This is a genomic window from Flavobacterium sp. KACC 22758, assembly GCF_028736135.1.
Taxonomy (GTDB): Bacteria; Bacteroidota; Bacteroidia; order Flavobacteriales; family Flavobacteriaceae; genus Flavobacterium; species Flavobacterium johnsoniae.
This window is the reverse complement of sequence record NZ_CP117878.1, coordinates 4,810,889-4,833,648: the sequence shown is the minus strand read 5'-3', so window position 1 is coordinate 4,833,648 and position 22,760 is coordinate 4,810,889. Positions and strand designations below refer to the sequence as shown.

General features: G+C 33.6%; 25 protein-coding genes and 2 tRNA genes. 13 read left to right on the top strand and 14 right to left on the bottom strand.

All coding sequences use genetic code 11. The annotated features are described in order from the left end of the window. Positions 1–228: 228 nt before the first annotated feature. Together PQ462_RS20445 and PQ462_RS20440 are read left to right on the top strand one after the other, a co-directional pair. Entirely contained in the window at positions 229–987 is a 759-nt protein-coding gene (locus tag PQ462_RS20445) for a CDP-alcohol phosphatidyltransferase family protein (RefSeq protein ID WP_274251366.1), read from the top strand. 10 nt (positions 988–997) lie between these two features. After that, positions 998–1,837: a glycoside hydrolase family 25 protein gene (locus PQ462_RS20440; RefSeq protein WP_012022392.1), complete on the top strand. Its 840-nt coding sequence runs from the start codon at positions 998–1,000 to the stop codon at positions 1,835–1,837. Between the two features lie 52 nt (positions 1,838–1,889). On the opposite strand, the gene PQ462_RS20435 is transcribed toward PQ462_RS20440, so the two are convergent. From PQ462_RS20435 to PQ462_RS20415, 5 genes are all read right to left on the bottom strand, one after another. Further along, positions 1,890–2,114, bottom strand: a complete 225-nt coding sequence (locus PQ462_RS20435) for a DUF5808 domain-containing protein (RefSeq protein ID WP_073408992.1) — start codon at positions 2,112–2,114, stop codon at positions 1,890–1,892. A gap of 77 nt (positions 2,115–2,191) precedes the next feature. Further along, the gene (lptB, locus tag PQ462_RS20430; RefSeq protein WP_012022391.1) at positions 2,192–2,932 is read right to left on the bottom strand and encodes an LPS export ABC transporter ATP-binding protein; all 741 of its coding nucleotides are present in this window, start codon (positions 2,930–2,932) and stop codon (positions 2,192–2,194) included. Positions 2,933–3,092: 160 nt separating this feature from the next. Then, positions 3,093–3,443 (bottom strand): carboxymuconolactone decarboxylase family protein, encoded by a 351-nt coding sequence (locus tag PQ462_RS20425; RefSeq protein ID WP_012022390.1) that lies wholly within the window; start codon positions 3,441–3,443, stop codon positions 3,093–3,095. Continuing rightward, complete coding sequence (gene tatC / locus PQ462_RS20420; protein ID WP_012022389.1) at positions 3,436–4,251, bottom strand: twin-arginine translocase subunit TatC; 816 nt, start codon at positions 4,249–4,251, stop codon at positions 3,436–3,438. The genes PQ462_RS20425 and tatC overlap by 8 nt, the downstream gene beginning before the upstream one ends. Beyond that, the gene (locus tag PQ462_RS20415; protein ID WP_274251365.1) at positions 4,251–5,216 is read right to left on the bottom strand and encodes a KpsF/GutQ family sugar-phosphate isomerase; all 966 of its coding nucleotides are present in this window, start codon (positions 5,214–5,216) and stop codon (positions 4,251–4,253) included. Before PQ462_RS20415 ends, tatC begins: the two co-directional genes overlap by 1 nt. An 88-nt stretch (positions 5,217–5,304) precedes the next feature. On the opposite strand from PQ462_RS20415, the gene recQ reads away from it, so the two are divergent. Further along, complete coding sequence (recQ, locus tag PQ462_RS20410; protein WP_012022387.1) at positions 5,305–7,500, top strand: DNA helicase RecQ; 2,196 nt, start codon at positions 5,305–5,307, stop codon at positions 7,498–7,500. Between the two features lie 98 nt (positions 7,501–7,598). Here the strand turns inward: recQ and PQ462_RS20405 are convergent, their stop codons facing one another. Then, positions 7,599–7,838 carry a hypothetical protein gene (locus PQ462_RS20405; RefSeq protein ID WP_012022386.1) on the bottom strand — a complete coding sequence of 80 codons (240 nt, stop codon included), beginning with the start codon at positions 7,836–7,838 and terminating at the stop codon, positions 7,599–7,601. 259 nt (positions 7,839–8,097) lie between these two features. Here PQ462_RS20405 and PQ462_RS20400 point away from each other — a divergent pair, with 259 nt between their 5' ends. Further along, positions 8,098–9,657 carry an NAD(P)/FAD-dependent oxidoreductase gene (locus PQ462_RS20400; protein WP_274251364.1) on the top strand — a complete coding sequence of 520 codons (1,560 nt, stop codon included), beginning with the start codon at positions 8,098–8,100 and terminating at the stop codon, positions 9,655–9,657. 73 nt (positions 9,658–9,730) lie between these two features. Next, positions 9,731–10,819, top strand: a complete 1,089-nt coding sequence (locus PQ462_RS20395; RefSeq protein WP_274251363.1) for a DUF6630 family protein — start codon at positions 9,731–9,733, stop codon at positions 10,817–10,819. 109 nt (positions 10,820–10,928) lie between these two features. On the opposite strand, the gene PQ462_RS20390 is transcribed toward PQ462_RS20395, so the two are convergent. Then, complete coding sequence (locus tag PQ462_RS20390; RefSeq protein ID WP_012022383.1) at positions 10,929–11,888, bottom strand: quinone oxidoreductase family protein; 960 nt, start codon at positions 11,886–11,888, stop codon at positions 10,929–10,931. Positions 11,889–11,990: 102 nt separating this feature from the next. Next, positions 11,991–13,394: an aminopeptidase P N-terminal domain-containing protein gene (locus PQ462_RS20385; protein WP_274251362.1), complete on the bottom strand. Its 1,404-nt coding sequence runs from the start codon at positions 13,392–13,394 to the stop codon at positions 11,991–11,993. A 260-nt stretch (positions 13,395–13,654) separates the two neighbouring features. On the opposite strand from PQ462_RS20385, the gene PQ462_RS20380 reads away from it, so the two are divergent. After that, entirely contained in the window at positions 13,655–14,092 is a 438-nt protein-coding gene (locus PQ462_RS20380) for an META domain-containing protein (protein WP_274251361.1), read from the top strand. 279 nt (positions 14,093–14,371) lie between these two features. On the opposite strand, the gene msrA is transcribed toward PQ462_RS20380, so the two are convergent. Beyond that, positions 14,372–14,977, bottom strand: a complete 606-nt coding sequence (gene msrA, locus PQ462_RS20375; protein WP_274251360.1) for a peptide-methionine (S)-S-oxide reductase MsrA — start codon at positions 14,975–14,977, stop codon at positions 14,372–14,374. 7 nt (positions 14,978–14,984) lie between these two features. Next, positions 14,985–15,539 carry a peptide-methionine (R)-S-oxide reductase MsrB gene (gene msrB, locus PQ462_RS20370; protein ID WP_274251359.1) on the bottom strand — a complete coding sequence of 185 codons (555 nt, stop codon included), beginning with the start codon at positions 15,537–15,539 and terminating at the stop codon, positions 14,985–14,987. A 293-nt stretch (positions 15,540–15,832) separates the two neighbouring features. Between msrB and idi the strand changes: the two genes are divergently transcribed. The 7 genes from idi to PQ462_RS20335 all read left to right on the top strand — a co-directional run bounded on the left by idi (position 15,833) and on the right by PQ462_RS20335 (position 18,942). Continuing rightward, positions 15,833–16,360: an isopentenyl-diphosphate Delta-isomerase gene (idi, locus tag PQ462_RS20365; protein WP_274251358.1), complete on the top strand. Its 528-nt coding sequence runs from the start codon at positions 15,833–15,835 to the stop codon at positions 16,358–16,360. 21 nt (positions 16,361–16,381) lie between these two features. Then, the gene (locus tag PQ462_RS20360; protein ID WP_053470926.1) at positions 16,382–16,792 is read left to right on the top strand and encodes a 6-carboxytetrahydropterin synthase; all 411 of its coding nucleotides are present in this window, start codon (positions 16,382–16,384) and stop codon (positions 16,790–16,792) included. Between the two features lie 3 nt (positions 16,793–16,795). Continuing rightward, positions 16,796–17,254, top strand: a complete 459-nt coding sequence (locus tag PQ462_RS20355) for a peroxiredoxin (protein ID WP_012022373.1) — start codon at positions 16,796–16,798, stop codon at positions 17,252–17,254. 63 nt (positions 17,255–17,317) lie between these two features. Beyond that, positions 17,318–18,286 (top strand): type I phosphomannose isomerase catalytic subunit, encoded by a 969-nt coding sequence (locus PQ462_RS20350; protein ID WP_274251355.1) that lies wholly within the window; start codon positions 17,318–17,320, stop codon positions 18,284–18,286. A gap of 57 nt (positions 18,287–18,343) precedes the next feature. Continuing rightward, on the top strand, positions 18,344–18,610 hold the full coding sequence (locus tag PQ462_RS20345) for a hypothetical protein (RefSeq protein ID WP_012022371.1): 267 nt from the start codon (positions 18,344–18,346) through the stop codon (positions 18,608–18,610). Between the two features lie 76 nt (positions 18,611–18,686). Further along, positions 18,687–18,760 (top strand) — tRNA-Thr (locus PQ462_RS20340). Positions 18,761–18,868: 108 nt separating this feature from the next. Further along, positions 18,869–18,942 (top strand) — tRNA-Thr (locus PQ462_RS20335). A 243-nt stretch (positions 18,943–19,185) separates the two neighbouring features. On the opposite strand, the gene PQ462_RS20330 is transcribed toward PQ462_RS20335, so the two are convergent. The 4 genes from PQ462_RS20330 to PQ462_RS20315 all read right to left on the bottom strand — a co-directional run bounded on the left by PQ462_RS20330 (position 19,186) and on the right by PQ462_RS20315 (position 22,656). Then, positions 19,186–19,950, bottom strand: a complete 765-nt coding sequence (locus PQ462_RS20330) for a DUF4369 domain-containing protein (protein ID WP_274251352.1) — start codon at positions 19,948–19,950, stop codon at positions 19,186–19,188. A 134-nt stretch (positions 19,951–20,084) separates the two neighbouring features. Then, positions 20,085–20,897, bottom strand: a complete 813-nt coding sequence (locus PQ462_RS20325) for a hypothetical protein (protein ID WP_274251351.1) — start codon at positions 20,895–20,897, stop codon at positions 20,085–20,087. Between the two features lie 236 nt (positions 20,898–21,133). Continuing rightward, positions 21,134–22,243: a hypothetical protein gene (locus tag PQ462_RS20320; RefSeq protein WP_274251350.1), complete on the bottom strand. Its 1,110-nt coding sequence runs from the start codon at positions 22,241–22,243 to the stop codon at positions 21,134–21,136. Then, entirely contained in the window at positions 22,240–22,656 is a 417-nt protein-coding gene (locus tag PQ462_RS20315) for a hypothetical protein (RefSeq protein ID WP_274251349.1), read from the bottom strand. Before PQ462_RS20315 ends, PQ462_RS20320 begins: the two co-directional genes overlap by 4 nt. Between the last annotated feature and the right edge of the window lie 104 nt (positions 22,657–22,760).

The following is a 22,760-nucleotide window of genomic DNA, read 5'->3' as shown; positions in this document are numbered from 1 at the left end:
AGTTTTTTGCAGACTGAGGCCTGTTTTTAAATTTTCATCAAAAATAGAATATTTTGCGTATCTAATTTATTCCTTTTGATAAATATTACGAAAGAGATGTTTTTACTTGGCAAGCTTTAATAATTGATAAAGTTTAATTCAAACTTTAGTAACAATTTTTATAACTAATAGTAATTAATGTCGCTTATTTATGCGAAATTTGTCATTCAAAATTTATCAAATCTAAACATGAATATCAAAAAACACATTCCGAATCTAATTACTCTAATTAATCTTTTTTGTGGCTGCGTTGCAATAGTTTTTATTGCTAAAGCTATTGAAGCAGGTAATTTGGCTAATAATGAAATGGCTACATATAACTATGAAATAGCTTTTTTTATGGTTTGCCTTGGAATCTTTTTTGATTTTTTTGATGGTTTTTTCGCCAGATTATTCAAGGTTTCCAGTCCGCTTGGTCTTCAGTTAGACTCTCTTGCAGATATGGTTACCAGCGGTGTTGCTCCGGGATATGTTATGTACAGTTTGTTTTTAAAAAGTGCAAATCCGAATGATGTAATTTCATCTGTATATATTCCTTTTTTAGGATTTATAGTTACATTAGGTTCTTGCTACAGATTAGCTAATTTTAATATCGATACACGTCAGACAGATTCATTTATTGGTCTGCCAACACCTGCAAATTCGCTTTTTATTTTAAGTCTTCCTTTAGTTATTAAGTTTTCAGAATCATTAATGATTTTTGAAATGCTAACCAATCACTGGGTTCTTTTAGGAATTACTTTATGCAGTGCTTATATCTTAAATGCTGAAATTCCGTTATTTTCTTTAAAAGTTAAGAAATTCAATTTTAAAGATAATGCGTTACAGATTATCTTTTTGATAATTTCCTTTATTTTGGTTTTACTGCTTCATTTTACAGCAGTACCGTTAATTATTATTATCTACGTATTGCTGTCAATAGTAAATAATATCTTTTTGAAAAAGTAGTTATATCCGAATGGCAAGAAGAACTACCAGAAAAACAAAACAAGGAGGATCTTTTTTCGGCAGAGTAATTCGTTTTATCGTGTTTTCTCTGCTGGCAGTACTTTTCTTCGGAACAATTTATCATTATCGAGCCGGATTGGCATATTATCTTGGATTTAAAACAGACAAAGTTTTAGATGAAGATGAGGTTGATAAACACCTTTCAGATGTTAGAAATATTCGCGTTCTCGAAAATCACAAAGGAAAAGTGGTTGGTATTGATGTATCTGAGTTTCAGGGAAAAGTTGATTGGGAAGAAGTTGAAATTCTGGATGAAAAATATCCTGTGCAATTTGTTTTTATTCGTGCAACAGCCGGGAATGACCGTGTTGATAGACAATTTAAGCGTAATTGGGAAGGTGCAAAAGAAAATAAAATCATGCGTGGCGCTTATCATTATTACCGTCCAAATGAAAATTCAATAGAACAAGCCGATCTTTTTATTAAAACGGTAAAACTGCAAAAAGGAGATCTGCCTCCAGTTTTAGATATTGAAAAACTACCGAAAAATCAGTCTTTAGACAGTTTGAAAAAAGGTTTGAAACGCTGGTTAACTAAAGTAGAGAAACATTATCAGGTTCGTCCGATAATTTATTCCGGAGAAAGATATTATTCTGATTTCTTAAAAGAAGAATTTGGAGAATATTTATTCTGGATTGCTAATTATAATTTCTACAGAGAAAAAATTGAAGATGACTGGCTGTTTTGGCAGTTTACAGAAAAAGCTTCTCTGCCGGGAATTAAACATCGTGTTGATGTAAATATTTATAATGGTGATATAGAACAGCTGCAGTTTATTACGGTTGAATAGTTTGCACTCGCAGTTTTCAGTATTTACTGGAGACTGAATACTTTTAAAGGTATTATTTTGAGAATAAAAGTGCGAGCGGAATTAAGGCGATAAAAGCTAGAAAAATTAAAACTGAATAAGGATTAGCAAAATTTACTGTATATCCCATCCATTGAATTCTTTTTGGCGGAAGCAATCGTTTGTCTTTCGGGTTATAATAAAAACATCCCAAATACCAATTGTTTGGATCTTTGTGCCAATTGTCGTAATCTTCCTGAGTTGGTTTTTCGGAATTCATATTTTTAAAAAGTTTTCAGTCGCAGTTTTCAGTCACAGTCAAAAATTGAAAACTGCGACCGAAAACTGAATACTTTTTTAAAACTCTAATTTTTTCTTACGAAGTTCGAAGTTTTGCCCAAGATAAACACGGCGGACCATTTCATCTTCTACTAATTCTTCCGGAACTCCCGCTTTCAGAATTCCTCCCTCAAACATCAGGTACGTTTTATCTGTAATTGCTAAAGTTTCCTGAACGTTGTGATCGGTAATAAGAATTCCAATATTTTTATTTTTTAGCTGCGCTACAATTCTCTGAATATCTTCAACTGCAACCGGGTCAACTCCGGCAAAAGGTTCATCCAATAAAATAAACTTTGGGTCAGTTGCCAGGGCGCGTGCAATTTCGGTACGACGGCGCTCACCTCCAGAAAGTAAATCGCCTCGGTTGGTACGAATATGTTCTAAGCTGAATTCTTCAATTAAACTTTCCATTTTAGCGATTTGAGCTTCTTTAGAAAGTTTCGTTAATTGTAAAACGCTTAGGATATTATCTTCAATACTTAGTTTTCTAAAAACAGAAGCTTCTTGTGCCAGATAACCAATTCCTTGCTGTGCACGTTTGTACATAGGATAATCGGTAATATTTAAGTCATCAAGATAAATGTTTCCCTGATTTGGTTTTACCAATCCCACAATCATGTAAAATGAAGTTGTTTTTCCGGCGCCATTTGGGCCTAAAAGTCCAACGATTTCTCCTTGGTTTACTTCAACAGAAATTCCTTTTACAACACTACGTCCTTTATAGGTTTTGATTAAATTATCGGCTCTTAGCTTCATTTTTTTTAATTAGATAATATCTTAATTAGATAATGTGTCAATTTGATAATGAGATAATTATTATCTCTGTTGGCAAAATAAGATAAAATAAATTAATCAATTAAACGAATTAACATATCATATGAAAATTATCCAATTGACTAATTATCTCATTCTCTAATTATTTTCCCGCTTCTTCTAAAGCTTCCCAAAATTCGTAAGCTCTTCTTAAATGCGGAATTACGATTGTTCCTCCAACAAGAGTTGCGATTCCCATTGCTTCCATCATTTCTTCTTTAGAAATGCCTTCTTTATAACTTGTTTCTAAATGGTATTTTACGCAGTCATCACATCGTAAAACTGCCGAAGCCACTAAGCCTAAAAGTTCTTTTGTTTTTACATCTAGAGCTCCCGGTGCATACGCATTGGTATCAAGATTAAAAATTCGCTTTACAATTTTATTATTGTCAGCTAATAATTTTTCGTTCATTTTAGAACGATAGTCGTTAAATTCTTGAACTAAATCAGACATTTTCTTTTAATTTATTTTTATAGACAACCTTCGAAATCCAAATACTGATTTCGTAGATAATTAACATTGGAATTGCTACAATAGTCTGGCTCACAACATCTGGAGGTGTTACAATTGCAGCGATTATTAGAATGATAACAACAGCGTATTTCCAATATTTTCTTAAGAATTGAGGAGTAACTAATCCTAATTTGGTTAAGAAATAAATGATAATAGGCAGTTCAAAAAACAATCCGCTTGCCAAAATACTCGTTTTTACCATTCCCATATAAGAGTCTAAAGTAAACTGATTTACAACGACATCACTGATTGAGAAAGTAGCAACGAAATTTACAGACATTGGGATTACAACATAATATCCGAATACTACTCCTAAAAAGAAAAGTAAAGATGAAGTAAAGATGAAAATCTTAGCATGCTTTCTTTCTTTTTCATAAAGAGCCGGACTGATAAATTTCCAAAGTTCCCATAAAATATAAGGGAAACTTAAAATGAAACCGGCCAAAAGACACATCCATACAAAAATGTTTACCTGACCTTCCATTTCGGTGTTTTGAATAATAAAATTCAGTTCAGTAATACAGATGCTGTCTGCAAAACCTAATTGATGTGATAAATCACAAAACCATACATAAGTAAAAAATGTTGGTCGGGTTGGTCCCAAAATGATTTCATCAAATAAATAATCACTAATAAAATAAGTAACAAATGCCATAATGCATATTGCAATTGTACTTCTAACTAATAACCATCTTAGTTCTTCAAGATGATCAAGAAATGACATCTCGCCAAGGTTTTTCTTTGCCATTATACGATTCCTTCTTTTAAAATGTCATGTAAATGTAATACTCCTTTGTACTCGCCGTTGTCAGAAACAATAAGCTGTGTAATCGAAAAATCTTCTAAAATATTTAAAGCATCGACTGCCATAGTTTCTGATGATACTAATTTTGGATTTCTTGACATAATATCTTTTGCAGTTAAGTCAGCAATAGTATCTACGTCATTTAGCATTCTTCGGATGTCTCCATCGGTAATAATTCCCACAATTTTATCATTTTCGATAACAGCAGTTACGCCTAATCTTTTTTCTGAAATTTCAAAAATTACCTTTTTGACCGAAGTGTCCGGAGTAACAGCTGGTTTTAATGAATGCTCGATCATGTCTTTTACACGAAGCAGTAATTTTTTTCCTAAAGCACCTCCCGGATGATAAACCGCAAAATCTTCTGGTTTAAAATCGCGCATTTCCATTAAGCAGACCGCAAGAGCGTCGCCCATTACAAGCTGTGCTGTAGTACTGTTTGTTGGTGCTAAATTTATTGGGCAGGCCTCTGTGTCAACTGTAGTATTTAAAACGAAATCAGAACCTTTTGCTAAAAAAGAAGTAGTGTTTCCAGTGATAGCGATAAGCGTATTTCCAAAGCGTTTTAAAAGCGGTACCAAAACTTTAATTTCAGGACTGTTTCCGCTTTTTGAAATGCAGATTATGATATCGTCATTTTGAATCATTCCTAAATCTCCATGAATTGCTTCTGCAGCGTGAAGGAACATAGAAGGTGTTCCGGTTGAGTTAAAAGTAGCGACCATTTTTTGAGCAATAATGGCGCTTTTTCCTATTCCGGTAACGATCAATCGGCCTTTAGTTTCGTAAATACGCTGGACAGCTTCGAAGAAATTTTCGTCCAGAAAATCAATTAGCTTTGTAATTGCTTCACTTTCAGAAAGTATGGTTTTTTTGGCGATTGCCAGTATATTTTCTTTTGAGATCAAAACAGAATATTTAAAATTTGTATGTATAAAAGAAAGTTGTATCTTTATGTGTTGCAAATTTATACAAAAATATCCATTTAAATAAAGAATGAATTCAAACGAAATTGAAATACACAAGGAATTAAAGAAGTATTTCGGCTTTAGCCAATTTAAAGGCTTGCAGGAGCAAGTCATTACGAGTATTTTAGGTAAAACGAATACTTTCGTAATTATGCCTACGGGCGGCGGTAAGTCTCTTTGTTATCAATTGCCCGCTTTAATTCAGGACGGAACAGCTATTGTTGTTTCTCCTTTGATTGCTTTGATGAAAAACCAGGTCGATGCAATTCGAAGCCTTTCTTCAGAAAACGGAATTGCACATGTGTTGAATTCCTCTCTTACCAAAACAGAAATTGCACAAGTAAAAAAAGATATTAGTTCTGGTTTAACCAAACTTTTATATGTTGCTCCCGAATCTTTAACAAAAGAAGAATATGTTGCTTTTTTACAAAGTGTGCCTATTTCTTTTGTTGCGATTGATGAAGCGCACTGTATTTCAGAATGGGGACATGATTTTAGGCCTGAGTACAGAAATCTTAGAACCATTATTAAGCAATTAGGAAAAGTACCTATTATTGGACTTACTGCAACTGCAACCCCAAAAGTTCAGGAAGATATTCTTAAAAATCTGGATATGTCTGATGCAAACACTTTTAAAGCATCATTTAACAGACCTAATTTATATTACGAAGTACGTACAAAAACAAAAAGTATAGAATCGGATATTATTCGGTTTATAAAACAACATAAAGGTAAATCTGGAATCATTTACTGTTTAAGCCGTAAAAAGGTAGAATCGATTGCCGAAGTGCTACAGGTAAACGGAATCAGCGCTGTTCCTTATCACGCAGGTTTAGATGCTAAAACCCGTGCAAAACATCAAGACATGTTTTTGATGGAAGATGTAGATGTGGTGGTAGCAACAATCGCCTTCGGAATGGGAATTGATAAACCAGACGTTCGTTTTGTAATTCACCACGATATTCCAAAATCATTAGAAAGTTACTATCAGGAAACGGGTCGTGCCGGTCGTGATGGAGGAGAAGGACACTGTTTGGCTTATTACTCCTATAAAGATGTAGAAAAGCTTGAGAAGTTCATGTCGGGAAAACCAGTTGCCGAACAGGAAATTGGTTTTGCTCTTTTGCAGGAAGTGGTGGCTTACGCCGAAACTTCGATGTCACGCCGAAAATTCCTTCTGCATTATTTTGGAGAAGAATTTGACAGCGAAACCGGAGAAGGCGCCGATATGGATGACAACGTTCGTAATCCGAAAAATAAAATTGAAGCCAAAGAACAAGTTGTCAAACTGCTTGAAATTGTTCGTGACACCAAACATATTTATAAGTCAAAAGAAATTGTATTTACATTAATTGGCCGTATAAATGCGGTAATTAAAGCGCATAAAACCGATACACAATCTTATTTTGGTTCAGGTTCAGACCATGACGAAAAATACTGGATGGCTTTGCTTAGACAAGTTTTAGTTACAGGATATTTATCTAAAGACATTGAAACATACGGAGTAATTAAAATTACTCAGGAAGGTTTAGACTTTATTAAAAAACCAGTTTCGTTTATGATGTCTGAAGATCATGAATACACAGAAGCTGATGACGAAACTATTGTAACCGGAGGAAAATCATCTGGTACTGCCGATGAGGTTTTAACCGGAATGCTTCGCGAACTTCGCAAAAAAGTTGCCAAAAAACTTGGAGTTCCTCCATTTGTAGTTTTTCAGGATCCTTCTCTTGAAGACATGGCTTTAAAATATCCAATTACTTTACAGGAATTATATAATATTCATGGTGTAGGTGAAGGAAAAGCTAAAAAATATGGAAGCGAATTCGTTGCCTTAATCAGCCGATATGTTGAAGACAATGATATCATTCGTCCTGATGATTTAGTAGTAAAATCTACCGGAGTAAATTCTGCCAATAAATTATACATTATTCAGAATATAGACAGAAAACTGCCATTGAGCGATATTGCTTCTGCAAAAGGATTAACGATGGATGCTTTAATAAAAGAAATGGAGCAAATCGTTTATTCTGGTACCAAATTAAATATCAAATACTGGTTAGATGATATTTTAGATGATGACCAGCAGGAAGAAATTCACGATTACTTCATGGAATCAGAATCTGATAAAATAGAAGATGCCTTAAAAGAATTTGATGGTGACTACGATATTGATGAATTGCGTTTAATGCGTATTAAGTTCATCAGCGAAGTCGCTAATTAAGAAGTTTACAGTCGCAGTTTACAGTCTCAGTAAACTGCGGCTTGAAATTTAGTCTCAGTGAAGAAACTGTAAACTGCGACCGAAAACTGTGACTTCAATCATCCTTCATAAACCTCCCCTCGATGCGGTTTTAATGCATCTCTTACCTGAATCATATTTTCGTCAGTAACCACCATAAAAGCGGTTGCATGCATATCATTAAGAATTGAAAAGCCTGTAATATTTAAAGGTAATTTCTCAATTGCTATATATTCTTTAAGGTGTATTTCGTGATGTTCTGCCGTTTTTGCAGAAGCCGGACCGCGAAAATCCCAAATCAGTTTTATTTTTCTAGACATTTTTTTTATAGGTGCAAAGGTTCTGAGTTGCAAAGGTACAAAGGTTAGTTGAAAAAAAGGTGCTGAGGTTCTGAGTGACTAAGATTCTAAGTTTTTTCTGTAGAGACGTACTGCAATGTATCTAACTGATTAAAAGAAATCTTTTTAATCATAATAATCTGTGGCCAAATTTTACACTAAACATAAAATCTCATTTCAAAATAGTACTTTTGCATCTTCTTTTCATAGAAAGAAAAGCTAATAGAATAAATAAGACACAATGCCAAGAGAACTTTTACTTCAGGTAACACCAGAAATTGCAGCAAACGAAATACTGCTTAAAGACTATTTATCTAAACAAATAAAAGTTTCTGCGCAGGAAATTCAGCATGTTTCAATTTTAAAACGCTCTATTGATGCGCGCCAAAAAGCGATTAAAATCAATTTAAAAGTTCTTATTTATTTAAAAGGTGAACCGTTTCAGGAAACTAAAATAGAACTTCCTATATATAAAGATGTTTCTTCTGCACAAGAAGTTATTGTCGTGGGTGCAGGTCCGGCCGGACTTTTTGCAGCTTTGCAATTAATAGAATTAGGTTTAAAACCAATTGTTCTTGAACGCGGAAAAGACGTTCGAGGTCGTCGTCGCGATCTAAAAGCAATAAACCGTGAACATATCGTTAACGAAGATTCTAATTATTGTTTTGGCGAAGGCGGAGCAGGAACGTATTCTGACGGTAAATTATATACCCGTTCTAAGAAACGCGGCGATGTAACTAGAATTTTAGAACTTTTGGTAGCTTTTGGAGCTTCAGAAGATATTTTAGTAGAAGCACATCCACACATCGGAACCAATAAACTTCCAAAAATTATCGAAGATATTCGAAACAAAATTATCGAATTTGGCGGTGAGGTTTTATTTGATACCAGAGTTACAGATATTTTGGTAAAGAATAATGAAGTTGAGGGAATCGTTACTCAAAATGGAGATAAAATTCACGCCAATAAATTGATTTTGGCAACCGGACATTCAGCGCGTGATATTTTTGAATTACTGGATAAAAAGAAAATTTTAATAGAAGCAAAACCTTTTGCTTTAGGCGTTCGTGCCGAACATTCTCAGGAATTAATAGACAGCATTCAATACAGTTGCGATTTCCGTGGGGAGCATCTGCCTCCGGCGCCATATTCTATTGTAAAGCAGGTAAACGGACGCGGTATGTATTCGTTTTGTATGTGTCCGGGAGGTGTAATTGCACCTTGTGCTACAAGTCCCGGCGAAGTAGTTACAAACGGCTGGTCGCCATCAAAACGTGATCAGAGTACTGCAAACTCTGGAATTGTTGTTGAATTAAAATTAGAAGATTTTAAACCTTTTGCCAAATTTGGAGCTTTAGCCGGAATGGAATTTCAAAAAAGCATCGAACAAAAAGCATGGCATTTGGCAGGGCAGACTCAAAAAGTTCCGGCACAAAGAATGGTCGATTTTACTCAAAATAAAGTTTCTGCTGATATTCCTAAAACCTCTTATGTTCCGGGAACTACTTCGGTAGAAATGGGACAGGTTCTTCCGGGATTTTTATCACAGATTATGCGCGAAGGTTTTAGAGAATTTGGGAAATCAATGCGTGGTTATTTAACTAACGAGGCTATTTTACACGCACCTGAAAGCCGAACTTCATCACCAGTCAGAATTCCAAGAGATCCAATGACTTTAGAACATTTGCAGATTAAAGGTTTGTATCCTTGTGGAGAAGGAGCAGGTTATGCGGGCGGCATTATTTCGGCAGCAATTGATGGTGAAAAATGTGCTTTGATGATTGCTGAATCATTGAAATAATTCGTTGGCGGGGCTTTCGGGTTATCAAATTTTGTAATATATTTATTGCTATATTTTAATAATTATACGCCCAATGAAAAACTTCTTTTCTAATTTGTTTAATAGAAACAACGATCCAAAATCGATAATTTCTTTTGATGTTATTGATCCCATATATTCTTATTTGTATAACCAGCAGTCAAGTCTTGAATTTAAAGTAAAAGGCATTAAAGATAATGTTACGGTTAATTTATTTTATTTTCCCGGTTCATTAGATCACGAAGAAGGCAGGGCAGAAATCAAAAAAGCCGGTTTTAATAATTCGTATGAAGTTTTAAATGAGCTTTATAAGAAAATGAATATTGGGATTCTTTCTGATGAGCAGATTCAAGAAGGATTAGAATATGATTTTATGCATATTCAGTTTTATTCAGAACCTACTTCTGATGAAAAAAAGTTTTTTAAACAATCCATTAAAAATTTCGTTATCTTTTTTTGCTGTACCAATAGTCTGGAAATAAACGATTTTAAAATTCTGTATTCAGGAACACATTTCTTCGATTATACAAAAGGTCTGCTGGAAAGTGAACTTTTAGATTTTAATAATCCAAAAAATGAAAGTCAGGTAATAGGAGTTAAAGATTTTAAATTGGTTTTACAAGGAATCTCCCAGTATTTAAATCTCGAAATTCCGGAAAGCGTTGAGCTTCCTTCTCAGGAAAATTTAATAGAAACCGAAGAAGTTAAGCTGGAAACTTTTGAAGAGTTTATAAACTTAGTTTCAAGAGGCAGTATTGAAGAAAAAGAACTAAAAAAACAATCCAAAAAGCTTTTCAAAAACTACCAAAAAGACACTGACGAATATCATGATATTGTCGAGGGGCATTTTGATTTTTTCGAAAGTATTGATGCCTGGAACAGCGACTGGAAATTTGACCCCGAAGATGCTGAATATTTTATTTCTAAAATGATTGGTGAAAATCTTAATTTCGAATATCCCGAAGAAACCTACAGCCACGATTTGTTTCCTTACATTCAATCGGCATTAGAAAAACGAGGTTTAGAATTAATGAGCTACAATACAAATGGAGATAATTATTTGTTTTTTGTTGCCAATAAAGAAAATGTTGGCAGGATTTTAGAATTATCTGAAATTACTAAGATTGAGATTGATCAATTGTAGCTTTATTAATCGCAACAAATTATTTTATAGAACCTTTGTCAAAGTTTAAACTTTGACAAAGGGATGAGAAGATTGCGCTGAAATTGATCCTGAAAATTTATAACGACAATTAAGGAATTAAAATAATTTTCCCTGTACTTTTTCTGCTTTCCAAGAAATCATGTGCCAGTTTTCCTTCAGATAATTTAAATGATGTTGGTTCAGAAAGTTTGATCTTTCCTTCGATAATCCAATTAAATAATTGAGCTGCACGTTTAATTCGTTCTTCTTTTGAATTTAAATAACTCCATAAATCGCCTCCGGTTAAAGTCTTAGAACCGTCCATCAGCATTCTTGGATCTACAGGTGCTGGATCACCGCCCGCCATTCCGAAGAAAACGACTTGTCCGCATTCTTTTGTGACTTCGAAACTTTCCATTAAAGTGCTCCCAATACTATCATAAACAACATCGACACCATTTGCAGCAACTTTAAAAACCTGAGATTTCCAATCGTCATTATAAAGAAAAATATGATCTGCACCTTGGTCAAAACCAACTTTTGCTTTTTCAGCTGATGAGGTTAAACCAATAATAGATGCGCCAAGAAGTTTACTAATTTGAGTTAGAATCTGACCGACTCCGCCGGCAACAGCGTGAATTAAAACAGTTTCTCCTTTTTGAGTTTTATGGCTGTCTGTAGCCAGATAATGAGCTGTTAAACCCTGAAGTAAGACAGAAGCAGCAGTTTCAAACGAAATATTTTCAGGTAATGGTAAAACGTGATTTATATTTACAGCAACCAGTTCTGCATTGGCAAATGGCGCATCGGCAAAAGCTACACGATCGCCAACTTTATATTCAGAGTGATTATTAGCATTAACTACGATTCCGGCTCCTTCATAACCTGCAATAAAAGGCGGATTTCCTTTTAAATGATAATTTCCCTTTCGTCTGTAAACGTCAGCAAAATTTAGTCCGATAGCTTTCATCTCGACTAAAATTTCATCGTTTTTTAATTGTGGATTCGGAATTTCGATATATTCTAAAACATCTGAATCTCCGAAAGTAGAGAAGGTAAGTGCTTTCATTTTTAATTTATTTAAGAATGTAAAGTTCGGGAAAAATCAAAAGGAAAAGCTTATTTTTTCTTTGCCACTCCCGATAGTTATCGGGAACGGCAGAAGAACTAATTATATCTTAGGAAACTTCATATCATTAAAAGTACTTTTTTGTTTAGCCAAAGCTTCGATATCCTGCCATTTTCTTGGAGAATCTGCAGACAGGTTTTCGTATGAATCTTTAAGCATTAATATGTCATCTTCGATACGAACACCAATGTTCCACCATTTTTTATCGCATTTACTGTTTGCCGGAATATAAATTCCGGGTTCAACAGTAAGAATCATGTTTTCTTTTAAAGTTCCCATATAGTTTCCTTTGTCATGAACATCTAAACCAAGAAAGTGAGAACAACCGTGCGGATAATAAATTCGGGCATCTTTTGGATCTGTAATAATTCCTAATTTAATTAATCCTGCAGCTACAACTTCCTTAGACCTTTTGTTTAAATCCTGAATTGGTGTTCCTTCTTTGCAAAGCTTAAAAACTTCTTCCTGAGCTTCGTAAACTATCTGATAGATAGCTTTTTGTTCCTCAGTAAATTTTCCGTTTGCCGGAATCGTTCTGGTAACGTCTGCAGAATAACCGTGATATTCTGATCCAACATCCATTAATAACAATTGGTTGTCAATTTTAGTGGCGTTGTTGTCATTATAGTGTAAAATACAGCCATTTCCTCCGGCGCCTATAATTGGCGGATAACCTTCGCCTTCGGCACCATAATGTCTATGAACGTAAGCATGAATTCCATCTGCTTCGTTTTCGCTCATATCAGGGCCTACAGCTTTCATTACTTCGTTGTGAGCAATACAGGAAAGTTTTACAGTTTTGCGCATTACTACTAATTCTTCGGGAGTTTTAATTTCACGAAGCGAATTGGTAATATTGTTAAACAAATCTACAGAAGCTTTATCTTCTGCTATAATTCCGGTTTTCGTTTTAAAAAATTGTAATAATGAATATAAATTGTCAATGTTCTTGCTTGCCTCAACATCTGTTGGGATATTATCGTAAATGATTTTATCAAATTTTTTAAAATCAATTTCAAAAGTATTAAAGTCTTTACCGTTGTAAACTTTTGTAAATCCTAGTTTCGATTTTGCGCCTTCAATTCCTAAACGTCTTCCTGTCCAGGTTTCTTTTTGTGCATTTCTCTCTCTTACAAAAAGAACTTCGGTATATTTTTCGGTTCCCTGCGGTTCTTTAAAAAGCAATAAAACAGCATCTGGTTCTTTATAACCGGTTAAATAATACATATCCGGATTTGCATGGTAATTGTAATTGACGTCTTTAGAGAAGACTCTTTCAGGATAAGAAAAAACTACAGCTGCAGAATTTGCAGGCATTAAGTTTCTAAAAGCTTCGCGTCGTCCTTGATGAAATTCTTTTGTGAGATAATCTGTTGGAAGGTTTTCCTGCGATTGAACAAGCGAAGTGGTCAATGCAAATACAAACAAAAATAGGAATTGTTTCATTTTTTGGTTTTTTATTGATGATTTTGGTCTTTTTGATAGATGCAAATTACAAAAAAAATAGTGTCACTTGTTTTATTTTAAACATCTGGGCTGTAAAACTTTAAATAATTTGTAGTAACTTAGAGACAGAAAATAACGGCTTTAGATAAAATTTAAACTTAAGAAAAGCTGTAACTGGGCATGAATATTGAGAATAGGATTTTATAGAATTATTTTAGTTCAAAAAACAAAACAAATTATAAATCTTTAAAAAACATTTTATGAAAAAATACACAATTGCCGTCCTTTCAGTTTTAACGCTATTATTTGCTTCATGCAAGACTGCAAAAACAGATAAAAGTGCCGACGATTTATTTGGTACAACTTGGGAATTAGAATATATCTCTGGACCAAGAATTGCTTTTCAAGGCTTATATCCAAATAAAAAACCACAGCTTACTTTTGACCAAAAAGAAACAAAAGTGTATGGTAATAACGGATGTAATGGTTACAGTGCAGCTTATGTCTTAAAAGGAAAGTCTTTGACTTTTGGAGAAGAGGGGCCAACTACAATGATGTTTTGTGAAGGTGGCGGAGAACAGCAGTTTTTAAAACAAATCAGGCTAATTACAAGTTATTCTATTGATAAAGATGGCAAATTAAATTTAATTCAGGGCGATGTGCCAATGATGAGATTTAAAAAAGCAGCAAAGCAATAGTATTCAAAATCAAAATAAGGAAAGCAAGCTGTCTCAAAAGGACAGCTTTTTTATTGGACGAAATATTATAAAATTTGTAAAGCCCCAGCGGGGTAAAATATTTATAGAATTTCATAAGACAAATTAAAAAGCTCCGGAGGAGCGACATATTTTTTAATAATCTAATTATATGCCGCTCCTCCGGAGCTTTTATGTTGTATACATTTATTCTTTGCTATAAATATTTCGCTTCTCCGAAGCTTAAAAAAAGACAGTCTTTTAAATATACGTTAATGCTCTTTATTTCTTTTTGAGTTTGTCTTTAAAAACTTTTTCAAACTTTTCTAGTTTGGGCTGAATTACCATTTTGCAATACGGCTGGTTTTTATTGTTTGCATAATAATTTTGATGGTAATCTTCGGCTTTGTAAAAAACTTTAAAAGGCTCTACTTTTGTTACAATTGGGTTGTTGTACACTTTTGCTTTGTTCAATTCAGCAATAATACTTTCAGCAGCTTTTTTTTGTTCGTCATTTTTGTAGAAAATAACAGAACGGTATTGTGTTCCAACATCAGCTCCCTGACGATTTAAAGTTGTGGGATCATGAACCGTAAAAAAGACTTTGAAGATTTCATTAATATCAGTTATGTTTTTGTCGTATGTTATTTGAACTACTTCGGCATGACCAGTTGTTCCGGTACAGACTTCTTCGTAAGAAGGATTTGCGACTTTCCCTCCTGAAAATCCAGAAACAACAGATTTTACTCCGTCCAGATTTTCATAAACGGCTTCAACGCACCAGTAACAGCCGCCGCCGAGTGTAATAGTTTCCAGATTCGCCTTTTTATTTTGCGAAATGCCATTCAGCGAAAGCGCTAAAAGACATATTAAAAGTATATTTTTCATTTGTAGATTATTTAGTATCCGGAACAAAATCAAGAGCAATCGAATTCATGCAGTAACGTTTTCCGGTTGGTTCCGGACCATCGTCGAATATATGGCCTAAATGTCCGCCGCAACGTCCACAAAGCGCTTCTGTTCTTTCCATTCCAAGTGAGTTATCATCTTTAAAAACAATGCTTTTTTTGTTTTCCTGTTCAAAGAAACTCGGCCATCCGCAGCTGCTCGAAAATTTGGCGGTCGATCTAAAAAGCAAGTTACCGCATGAAGCACAGTAATAGGTTCCTTTTTCGTCAGTATTCCAATATTTGCCTGTAAAAGGTCTTTCGGTATCGGCTTCACGCATTACGGCATACACATCTTCGGGAAGGACTTTTTTCCATTCGGCGTTGCTTACATTGAGTTTTGTTGTGTCGGTATTTGAATAATATGGATTTCCGGGTTTATTGATTTTATTTTCCATAATGGCCGTTTTTGCAGGTTGTTTTTTTGTGTTTTGCCCGCATGCCTGAAGAATAAAAAGCGGAATCAAAAAGCAAAGGCTGAAAATTAGGTTTTTAGATTTCATAAATTTTTGATGTATTTATCTGTATTTCAAAGATACGTCGAGATTTAGCTTCAAATTACAGTGTTTCTTATTATTGAGATTTTTTTAAGTGTGTTTTAACTTTTTATTAGTTACGTAAAATAATGCAGTGTAGTTTTTATGTCTTAATTTTAACAGCTTTTAATTTTTAGCATAAATTATAATACTGTAAATCAGAAAAATAGAAATTCAGTCTGGAGTTGAACTTTTGACAATCTTAATTAGCATTTTTAAGCCATTTCTTTTTTCGTATTTTTGTTTGCTTAAGAAGCCTTATGACAGAAGAAAACGTAATACTAGTTAATCAAAACGATGAACAGATTGGCTTAATGCCAAAATTAGAAGCACATGAAAAAGCGCTTTTGCATCGTGCCTTTTCGGTTTTTATTTTGAATAGTAAAAACGAAATTATGCTGCAGCAGCGAGCACATCATAAATACCATTCTCCTTTACTTTGGACAAACACTTGCTGCAGTCATCAAAGAGAAGGCGAAACAAATATTGAAGCAGGAAGCCGAAGATTGTTTGAGGAAATGGGTTTTAAAGCCGAATTAAAAGAGTTGTTTCATTTTATATATAAAGCGCCTTTTGATAACGGTTTAACAGAGCATGAGCTGGATCATGTTATGATTGGTTATTATAATGAAGAACCAAACATAAACCCTGATGAGGTAGAAGACTGGAAATGGATGAGTATTGAAGATGTTAAAGCAGATATTGAAAAACAGCCCGAAATTTATACCGTATGGTTTAAGATAATTTTTGACGAATTTGATCATTATCTGGATGACCATAAATTATAACCAAACCAACCAAAGACCTAAATGAGAGTAACCATATCAAGAAAAGCGCATTTTAATGCTGCACATCGGCTGCATAGGAAGGACTGGTCATTAGAAAAAAACAATGCCGTTTTTGGAAAATGCAACAATCCCAATTTTCATGGTCATAATTATGGTTTAACAGTAAGTGTTACAGGAAAAATTGACCCGGAAACTGGTTTTGTTTTAGATGTGAAAGTATTAGCGGATATTATACTGGAAGAAGTAGAAATTCCGTTTGATCACAAAAACCTGAATCTGGACGTTCCGGAATTTCAGGATTTGAATCCAACTGCAGAAAATATTGCCGTTGTGATATGGAATAAAATTAGAAAAAGAATTCAGCCCGATTTTGATTTAGAAATCGTGCTTTATGAAACAGACCGCAATTTTGTAACTTATAAAGGAGAATAATAAATGTCATTGAAAATAGGAGATATAGTTCCGAATTTTACTGCCAAAGATAGTCACGGAGAAGTTTTTGAAAGCAAAAATGTGTTAGGACGAAAGCCCTTAGTGATTTATTTTTACCCTAAAGATAATACGCCTGGCTGTACTACAGAAGCCTGCAGTTTTAGGGATCAATACGAAGATTTTAAAGATTTAGGGGCTGAGGTAATTGGAATAAGTGCCGATAGTGTAAAATCGCACCATAAATTTGCCAACAAACATCAGCTGCCGTTTATTTTACTTTCTGATGAGGACAAACGATTAAGACATCTTTTTGGTGTTAAAAACAATTTGTTTGGACTTATACCAGGAAGAGTAACTTTTATTATTGACAGAAACGGAGTAGTGATTTATATTTTTGACAGCATGAATGCTGCAAAACATATTCCGAAAGCACTGGAGATTATAAAAGAATTAGTATTGTAGATTTAAAAAATAGTATTAGATCGTTGTTTAATTAATATAGATATTAGCCCTTAAAATTAGAACATGAAACCAAACTTGTACCCATTGCAATTTGAACCAATCCTGAAAGAAAGAATCTGGGGAGGTGAGAAATTAAAAACAGTATTAAACAAACCGATTACTTCTAAAATCACCGGTGAAAGCTGGGAATTGTCTACTGTAGAAGGAGATGTAAGCACCGTAGCTAACGGAGAATTAAAAGGAAAATCATTAATGGATTTGATTAATGAAACGCCAGACGAAATTCTTGGAACAAGAGTTTACGAGCGTTTTGGAAAACAGTTTCCTTTACTTTTTAAATATTTAGATGCACGCGAAGATCTTTCGATCCAGGTGCATCCAAACGATAAACTGGCAAAAGAACGTCACAATTCATTTGGAAAAACTGAAATGTGGTATGTTATGCAGGCCGATGCTGATTCTAGAATTATTGTAGGTTTTAAAGAAAATTCGAGTAAAGAAGAATATTTAAAACATTTGCACGATAATACCTTAGTTTCTATTCTCGATGGCGTAAAAGCAAAAGCAGGAAACGTTTTCTTTTTAGAAACCGGAACCGTTCATGCAATTGGAGCAGGTTTAGTAGTTGCCGAAATTCAGCAGACATCTGATATTACGTATCGTTTATATGATTTTGATCGTGTAGATGCACAGGGGAATAAAAGAGAATTACACGTAGATTTAGCACTTGATGCTATAAACTACAATAAAGTCGATACGCAGAAGAAATACGATTCAAAAGCCAATACTTCAAATACAGTTGTAGATTGTCCTTATTTCACGACAAATTTTATTCCGTTAGAAGATAAAGTACAGGTTTCTAAATCTGGAGAAACATTTACCGTTTATATGTGTATTGAAGGAAGTTTTGAAATTGAATATGACGGGTTCAAACACACTTACATTAAAGGAGATACTGTTTTGGTTCCAGCTGCGATAAATGCATTTGTTTTGAGCGGAAAAGCTTCAATTTTAGAAATTTACATTTCTTAACACTTATTCTAAAGATAATATGTACTTTTGCAGACGCAAATTAAAATTATAATAAAAATGGCAAACGTTAAAAATTTAAAGAAAGACATCAATTTTGTATTAGGAGATATTATTGAGGCAGTTTACTTGTTTGAGATGTCTACAACAGGAAATCCAACTCCAGAAACGAATGCTTTGATCGATGAAGCTATTGCTGCATTTGATACTTTAATTACAAAAGTGAACGCTAAGAACGTTGAAAATAAAAAAGCACATTTCAAACAAATCAATGTTGAATTAGAACAAACTGCTAATCAATTGATTGAAAAAATCAACGCGCTTTAAGCAAAAAAAAGTGTAAAAAAGTGCAAATTTATTTTGGGAAATTGAAAAACCGCTTTATATTTGCACCCGTAATGACGCCGATGTAGCTCAGCTGGCTAGAGCAGCTGATTTGTAATCAGCAGGTCGTGGGTTCGAGTCCCTCTATCGGCTCAACGGAAACCATCACAGAAATGTGGTGGTTTTTTTAATTATAGAGAGAGGTGTGAATTTTTTTTTGGAATATTAAAAAACATTTATATCTTTGCACTCGCAAAATAGGCCGATGTAGCTCAGCTGGCTAGAGCAGCTGATTTGTAATCAGCAGGTCGTGGGTTCGAGTCCCTCTATCGGCTCAAAAACCATCACAGAAATGTGGTGGTTTTTTTTATGCTCAAAAATGATCCCAATTTTAAGATTTCTGTTTGTTGCTAATAAAAAAAAGGTCTAAGTAATTTTGTTTTGATGATATACCTGCTTTTTAATGCTTCAAATTATTAATAACGATTTCTTAACGTCTTCGGGTAGAAATTTGTTGATTTAAGGCATAAAAAAAGCCCTGAATTTCTCAGGGCTTTTTTTGTGTTTGTAAACGAAAATTATTTTTGTGCTTCAGCTGCTGTAGTTTCAGTTTGAGCAGCTGTAGGAGCTTTTTGTTCTTCTTTTTTGATGTCAGCTACATATTTTGTCAATTTCTTTCCGTAAAGTGACTGCGCTACTTTTGGAGTCATTGATTTTTGAATCGTATCAAGAAACTTAAGATTGATGTCGTAAATCTCTGCTAAAGCAATATAAGGTGCTACTTCGTGATCTTTATTGTTAATGGCGAAGTTTGTAGCATATAAATATTTTCTTTTAATGTTTGACTGCTGTTTTGCGTCAAGGCTGTCAAGAGTTTTTTGGTCTTGTCTTTTTAAAGCTTTGAATTTTGCTTCAACCATCGAAAGATTTTCATCTCTAAAACGAGTGTTTATTTTTTGATATTCTTCGTATAATTCCTGGTTTTTAGAACCTGTGATTTTTGCGCTTGCAATAAAATTATCCAAATTAGTTTCGATATTCATATTTCCAGGCTCAGCAAAGAATAAGATATTATTGTCTAAAGAATTCGTTACACCGCGATCTAAAAATAAGTAAAGCATTTCTGGAGATTCTAATTTAATATCTCTTTCAAAAGCTGAATTTCCGTCGATTTTAATACTGTCAATGGCAACAAGAGATGTATCTACAATTCTCTGGATATATAAAGTTCCGGTTTTTAAACCTTTTATGTTTCCTGTAATGTGTAAGTTATCAGCAGATTCTTTTTTGTCGCACGATGCAAGCAGTGCAAGAGTAACAAAGGCAATAATTGATTTTTTCATTAGTTTATTGGATTTTGGTGCAAAATAAAGAAAATAGTTTGAATGTAAATAAGACGCTGTTTAATTTTTCTAAAAAATAAAATCCCAATCTGTTTCTAGATTGGGATTTGTATATTTTTTTTAAAATGAATGAGTTACATTCCTAAATTATAAGTTGCTCCATTTTGATGCGTGTAAGTATATTGAGCATCGCAGGCATTATTTCCGTAATCTATAACACCATTTAATGAGCCGCCTTCAATTTTTAATTTCCCTTTAGAAATATATTCGCAGGAGTATTTTTTTAACAGTGTTTCCTGCACCGTTAAAGTCAGAGTTCCTTTGTCTGAAATTATAGTGTGGTTTCCTTCGGGCATTTCGTAAACGTTATCTTCTAAAACATAAGGAGTGTCTACGCCGGCAGTTTGTTTAACTGTCTCAGTTCCTGAACTTGTAAAAATACGGCCAGGATTATCAGTAAGTTTTCCGTTAGTTACTTTTCTTGTCCATTGCGGTACCGTTGCAGCAGTTGTTGTATTAGTGTATTCTATTGTTCCTTCAATTTTATAAGGGCCAACATAATAATCTATTCTTTCGATAGTCATTTTGCTTCCAGTAGTAATTATTGAACCAGAAAGAGTAATTTTTAATTTGCCTTTTCTTGTAATTTGATTAATTGTACATCCTGTTCCATAATCTACAGTAAAAACCTTTGGGTATGTGGTTTCTGAAGGTATGGTAATGTTTGCACAGGTTCCTGGTGAAACTTCAGATGGTTTTGCTGCAGGATTACTATTTGTTGCAGACAATGCGGTTTTAATATCCATTTCATTTATCGCATCGATTACTAATGATGCACTTACAGTGGTTGTGTCTGCTTGGTTTACAACATCATCATTGCCTGTGCATGAAATGTACATAAGTGCCGAAGCACAAAAAGCGGTAATTAAAATAGCTGTTTTTTTCATATTGGTTTTTGTTTAAGATTAGATTAAAGGCGATCAAATTTAATAAAAAAAAGAATCTGTAAACTAAAACTTGAAAATTCTGCTTTTTATTGTTTTGAATTTTAACTAGTTGTAAGTCAGTATGTGTAAGCGTAAATTTATTGTTAGTTTTAAAACGAGAGAATTGCTTTTTTCGCTATTGAAAATCATAAAAAAATCCCGCATTTGCAGGATTTTAGTAAAGAATGTTTTTAAAACTATTTTTTTGCCACGAGATCGAGATCATTATTTGAGGCTATTCCCCAGCTTATTCCAAGAAAAGAAACCAGATTGTCTGTTTTTTCAAAGTTTTTACCAAAACCTCCATTTATGGTAAATCTTTCATTTATTTTATATTTAAGATTTCCAACAGATCTGTAATTGTCTTTTTGATTTGTTCGATTGATATATTCATACGCAATTGAAAAATCATTAAACTGGAACTCGATTTTTGCTCCAACGTCCAGATTTTTTTCTTTTTTATAAGCCAGAACCGCGGGATCAAAAATTGTTTCGTCAATTAAATATCGTGTATATTGGTAAAAGTTTAGATAATTTTTGCTGGATTTGCCAAGTTTTACATTTGTGTTTAAGGTAAGCCATGCTCCATAACGGCCAAATTTGCCTGATTTAAATTCATTTTGATCAAAAAAATGATTGTAAGCTGTTCCAAAATCAGCCGTAAATAATGGTTTTATAGTTTCTAAAGTATCAATTGAAGTATAAATTTCAGCAGTAAACTTTTTATATTCATCTATTGTCGAAAGTTTATTGATTTTATCTAGATCCCATTGATTGTATTCTGGAGTTCCTGATTGATAAGGGTTTGTATCAAGCATTAAATTTTTATCGACTATTTCGGCAAATTTGTCCAGTTTCTTTAAAAGAGTGTCGACAAATGCCTGTCTTTCTTTTCTATTGACTGTTATTAGATTGGTTCTAATTCCAATAGAAACATTTTGAATGGTATCTTTTTTTACTGCTGCTAATGAAAAAGAAAGGTTTTTATAAGGCTTGGAATATGCTTTTTGATTTTCTTTAATCACATAATCAGTCAGATTTCGCTTCTTTTCAGAAAATACCCAATAAGGTGTAAATTCCAGCGCATAATCAGTTGGAAAACCTTTGCTTTCGTTTACGCTGTTTATTACGCTTAAAGTAAAAGCTTGTGTGGTAGACGGTGTGCTGATAATAGTAGGCGAATAATCAAGTATTGTAAAAGCCGGAGCATTTGGCAGTTCTAGATCAGTTATTTTAATTTCGTTTGCTGCTTGCGAAAATAATTTAAGAGTTATTAGAAACAGTACGAAGATCAGCTTTGTTTTCATTTGATTTCGATTATTTTAGTTACTAATAAAATCATTTTATTATCAGAAATGATCATCTCATCTGCTTTGCAGTTGTAAATTATACTTTGATGAAAGTTTCCGGGTTTATCATCATCTTCAAGCAGATTGTAGTTGATTTTGAGTTTTTTTATAAACTCATCTGTATCTTTTATTTTTTGAAGATCAAAATAGGTTTTAATTAGAATCCTGAATTTATCTTGATAATCGCTGCTTTTGCCAGCTTCAAAGAAATCAATATTTCCGTTTCCGGGGGTAGAATCTTTAATGGTTGTTTTTTTCCAGGTTTCAGTATCTTCTTTTTCAACCCAGGTTCGGGATAAATACTTGTAGTCAAAATTAACCTGCAAAAATAGTTTGGATTTTTTAGGTTCTTTTGTTTTAAAAGTTTCCATAGTATATTGGTTAAGTTATGTTTTTGGGTTTTTACAATGCAATTTCCTGTTAATTGTAATGAAGTAAAATTACATAAAATGGAATTCTTAGAGTGCGTACAAAT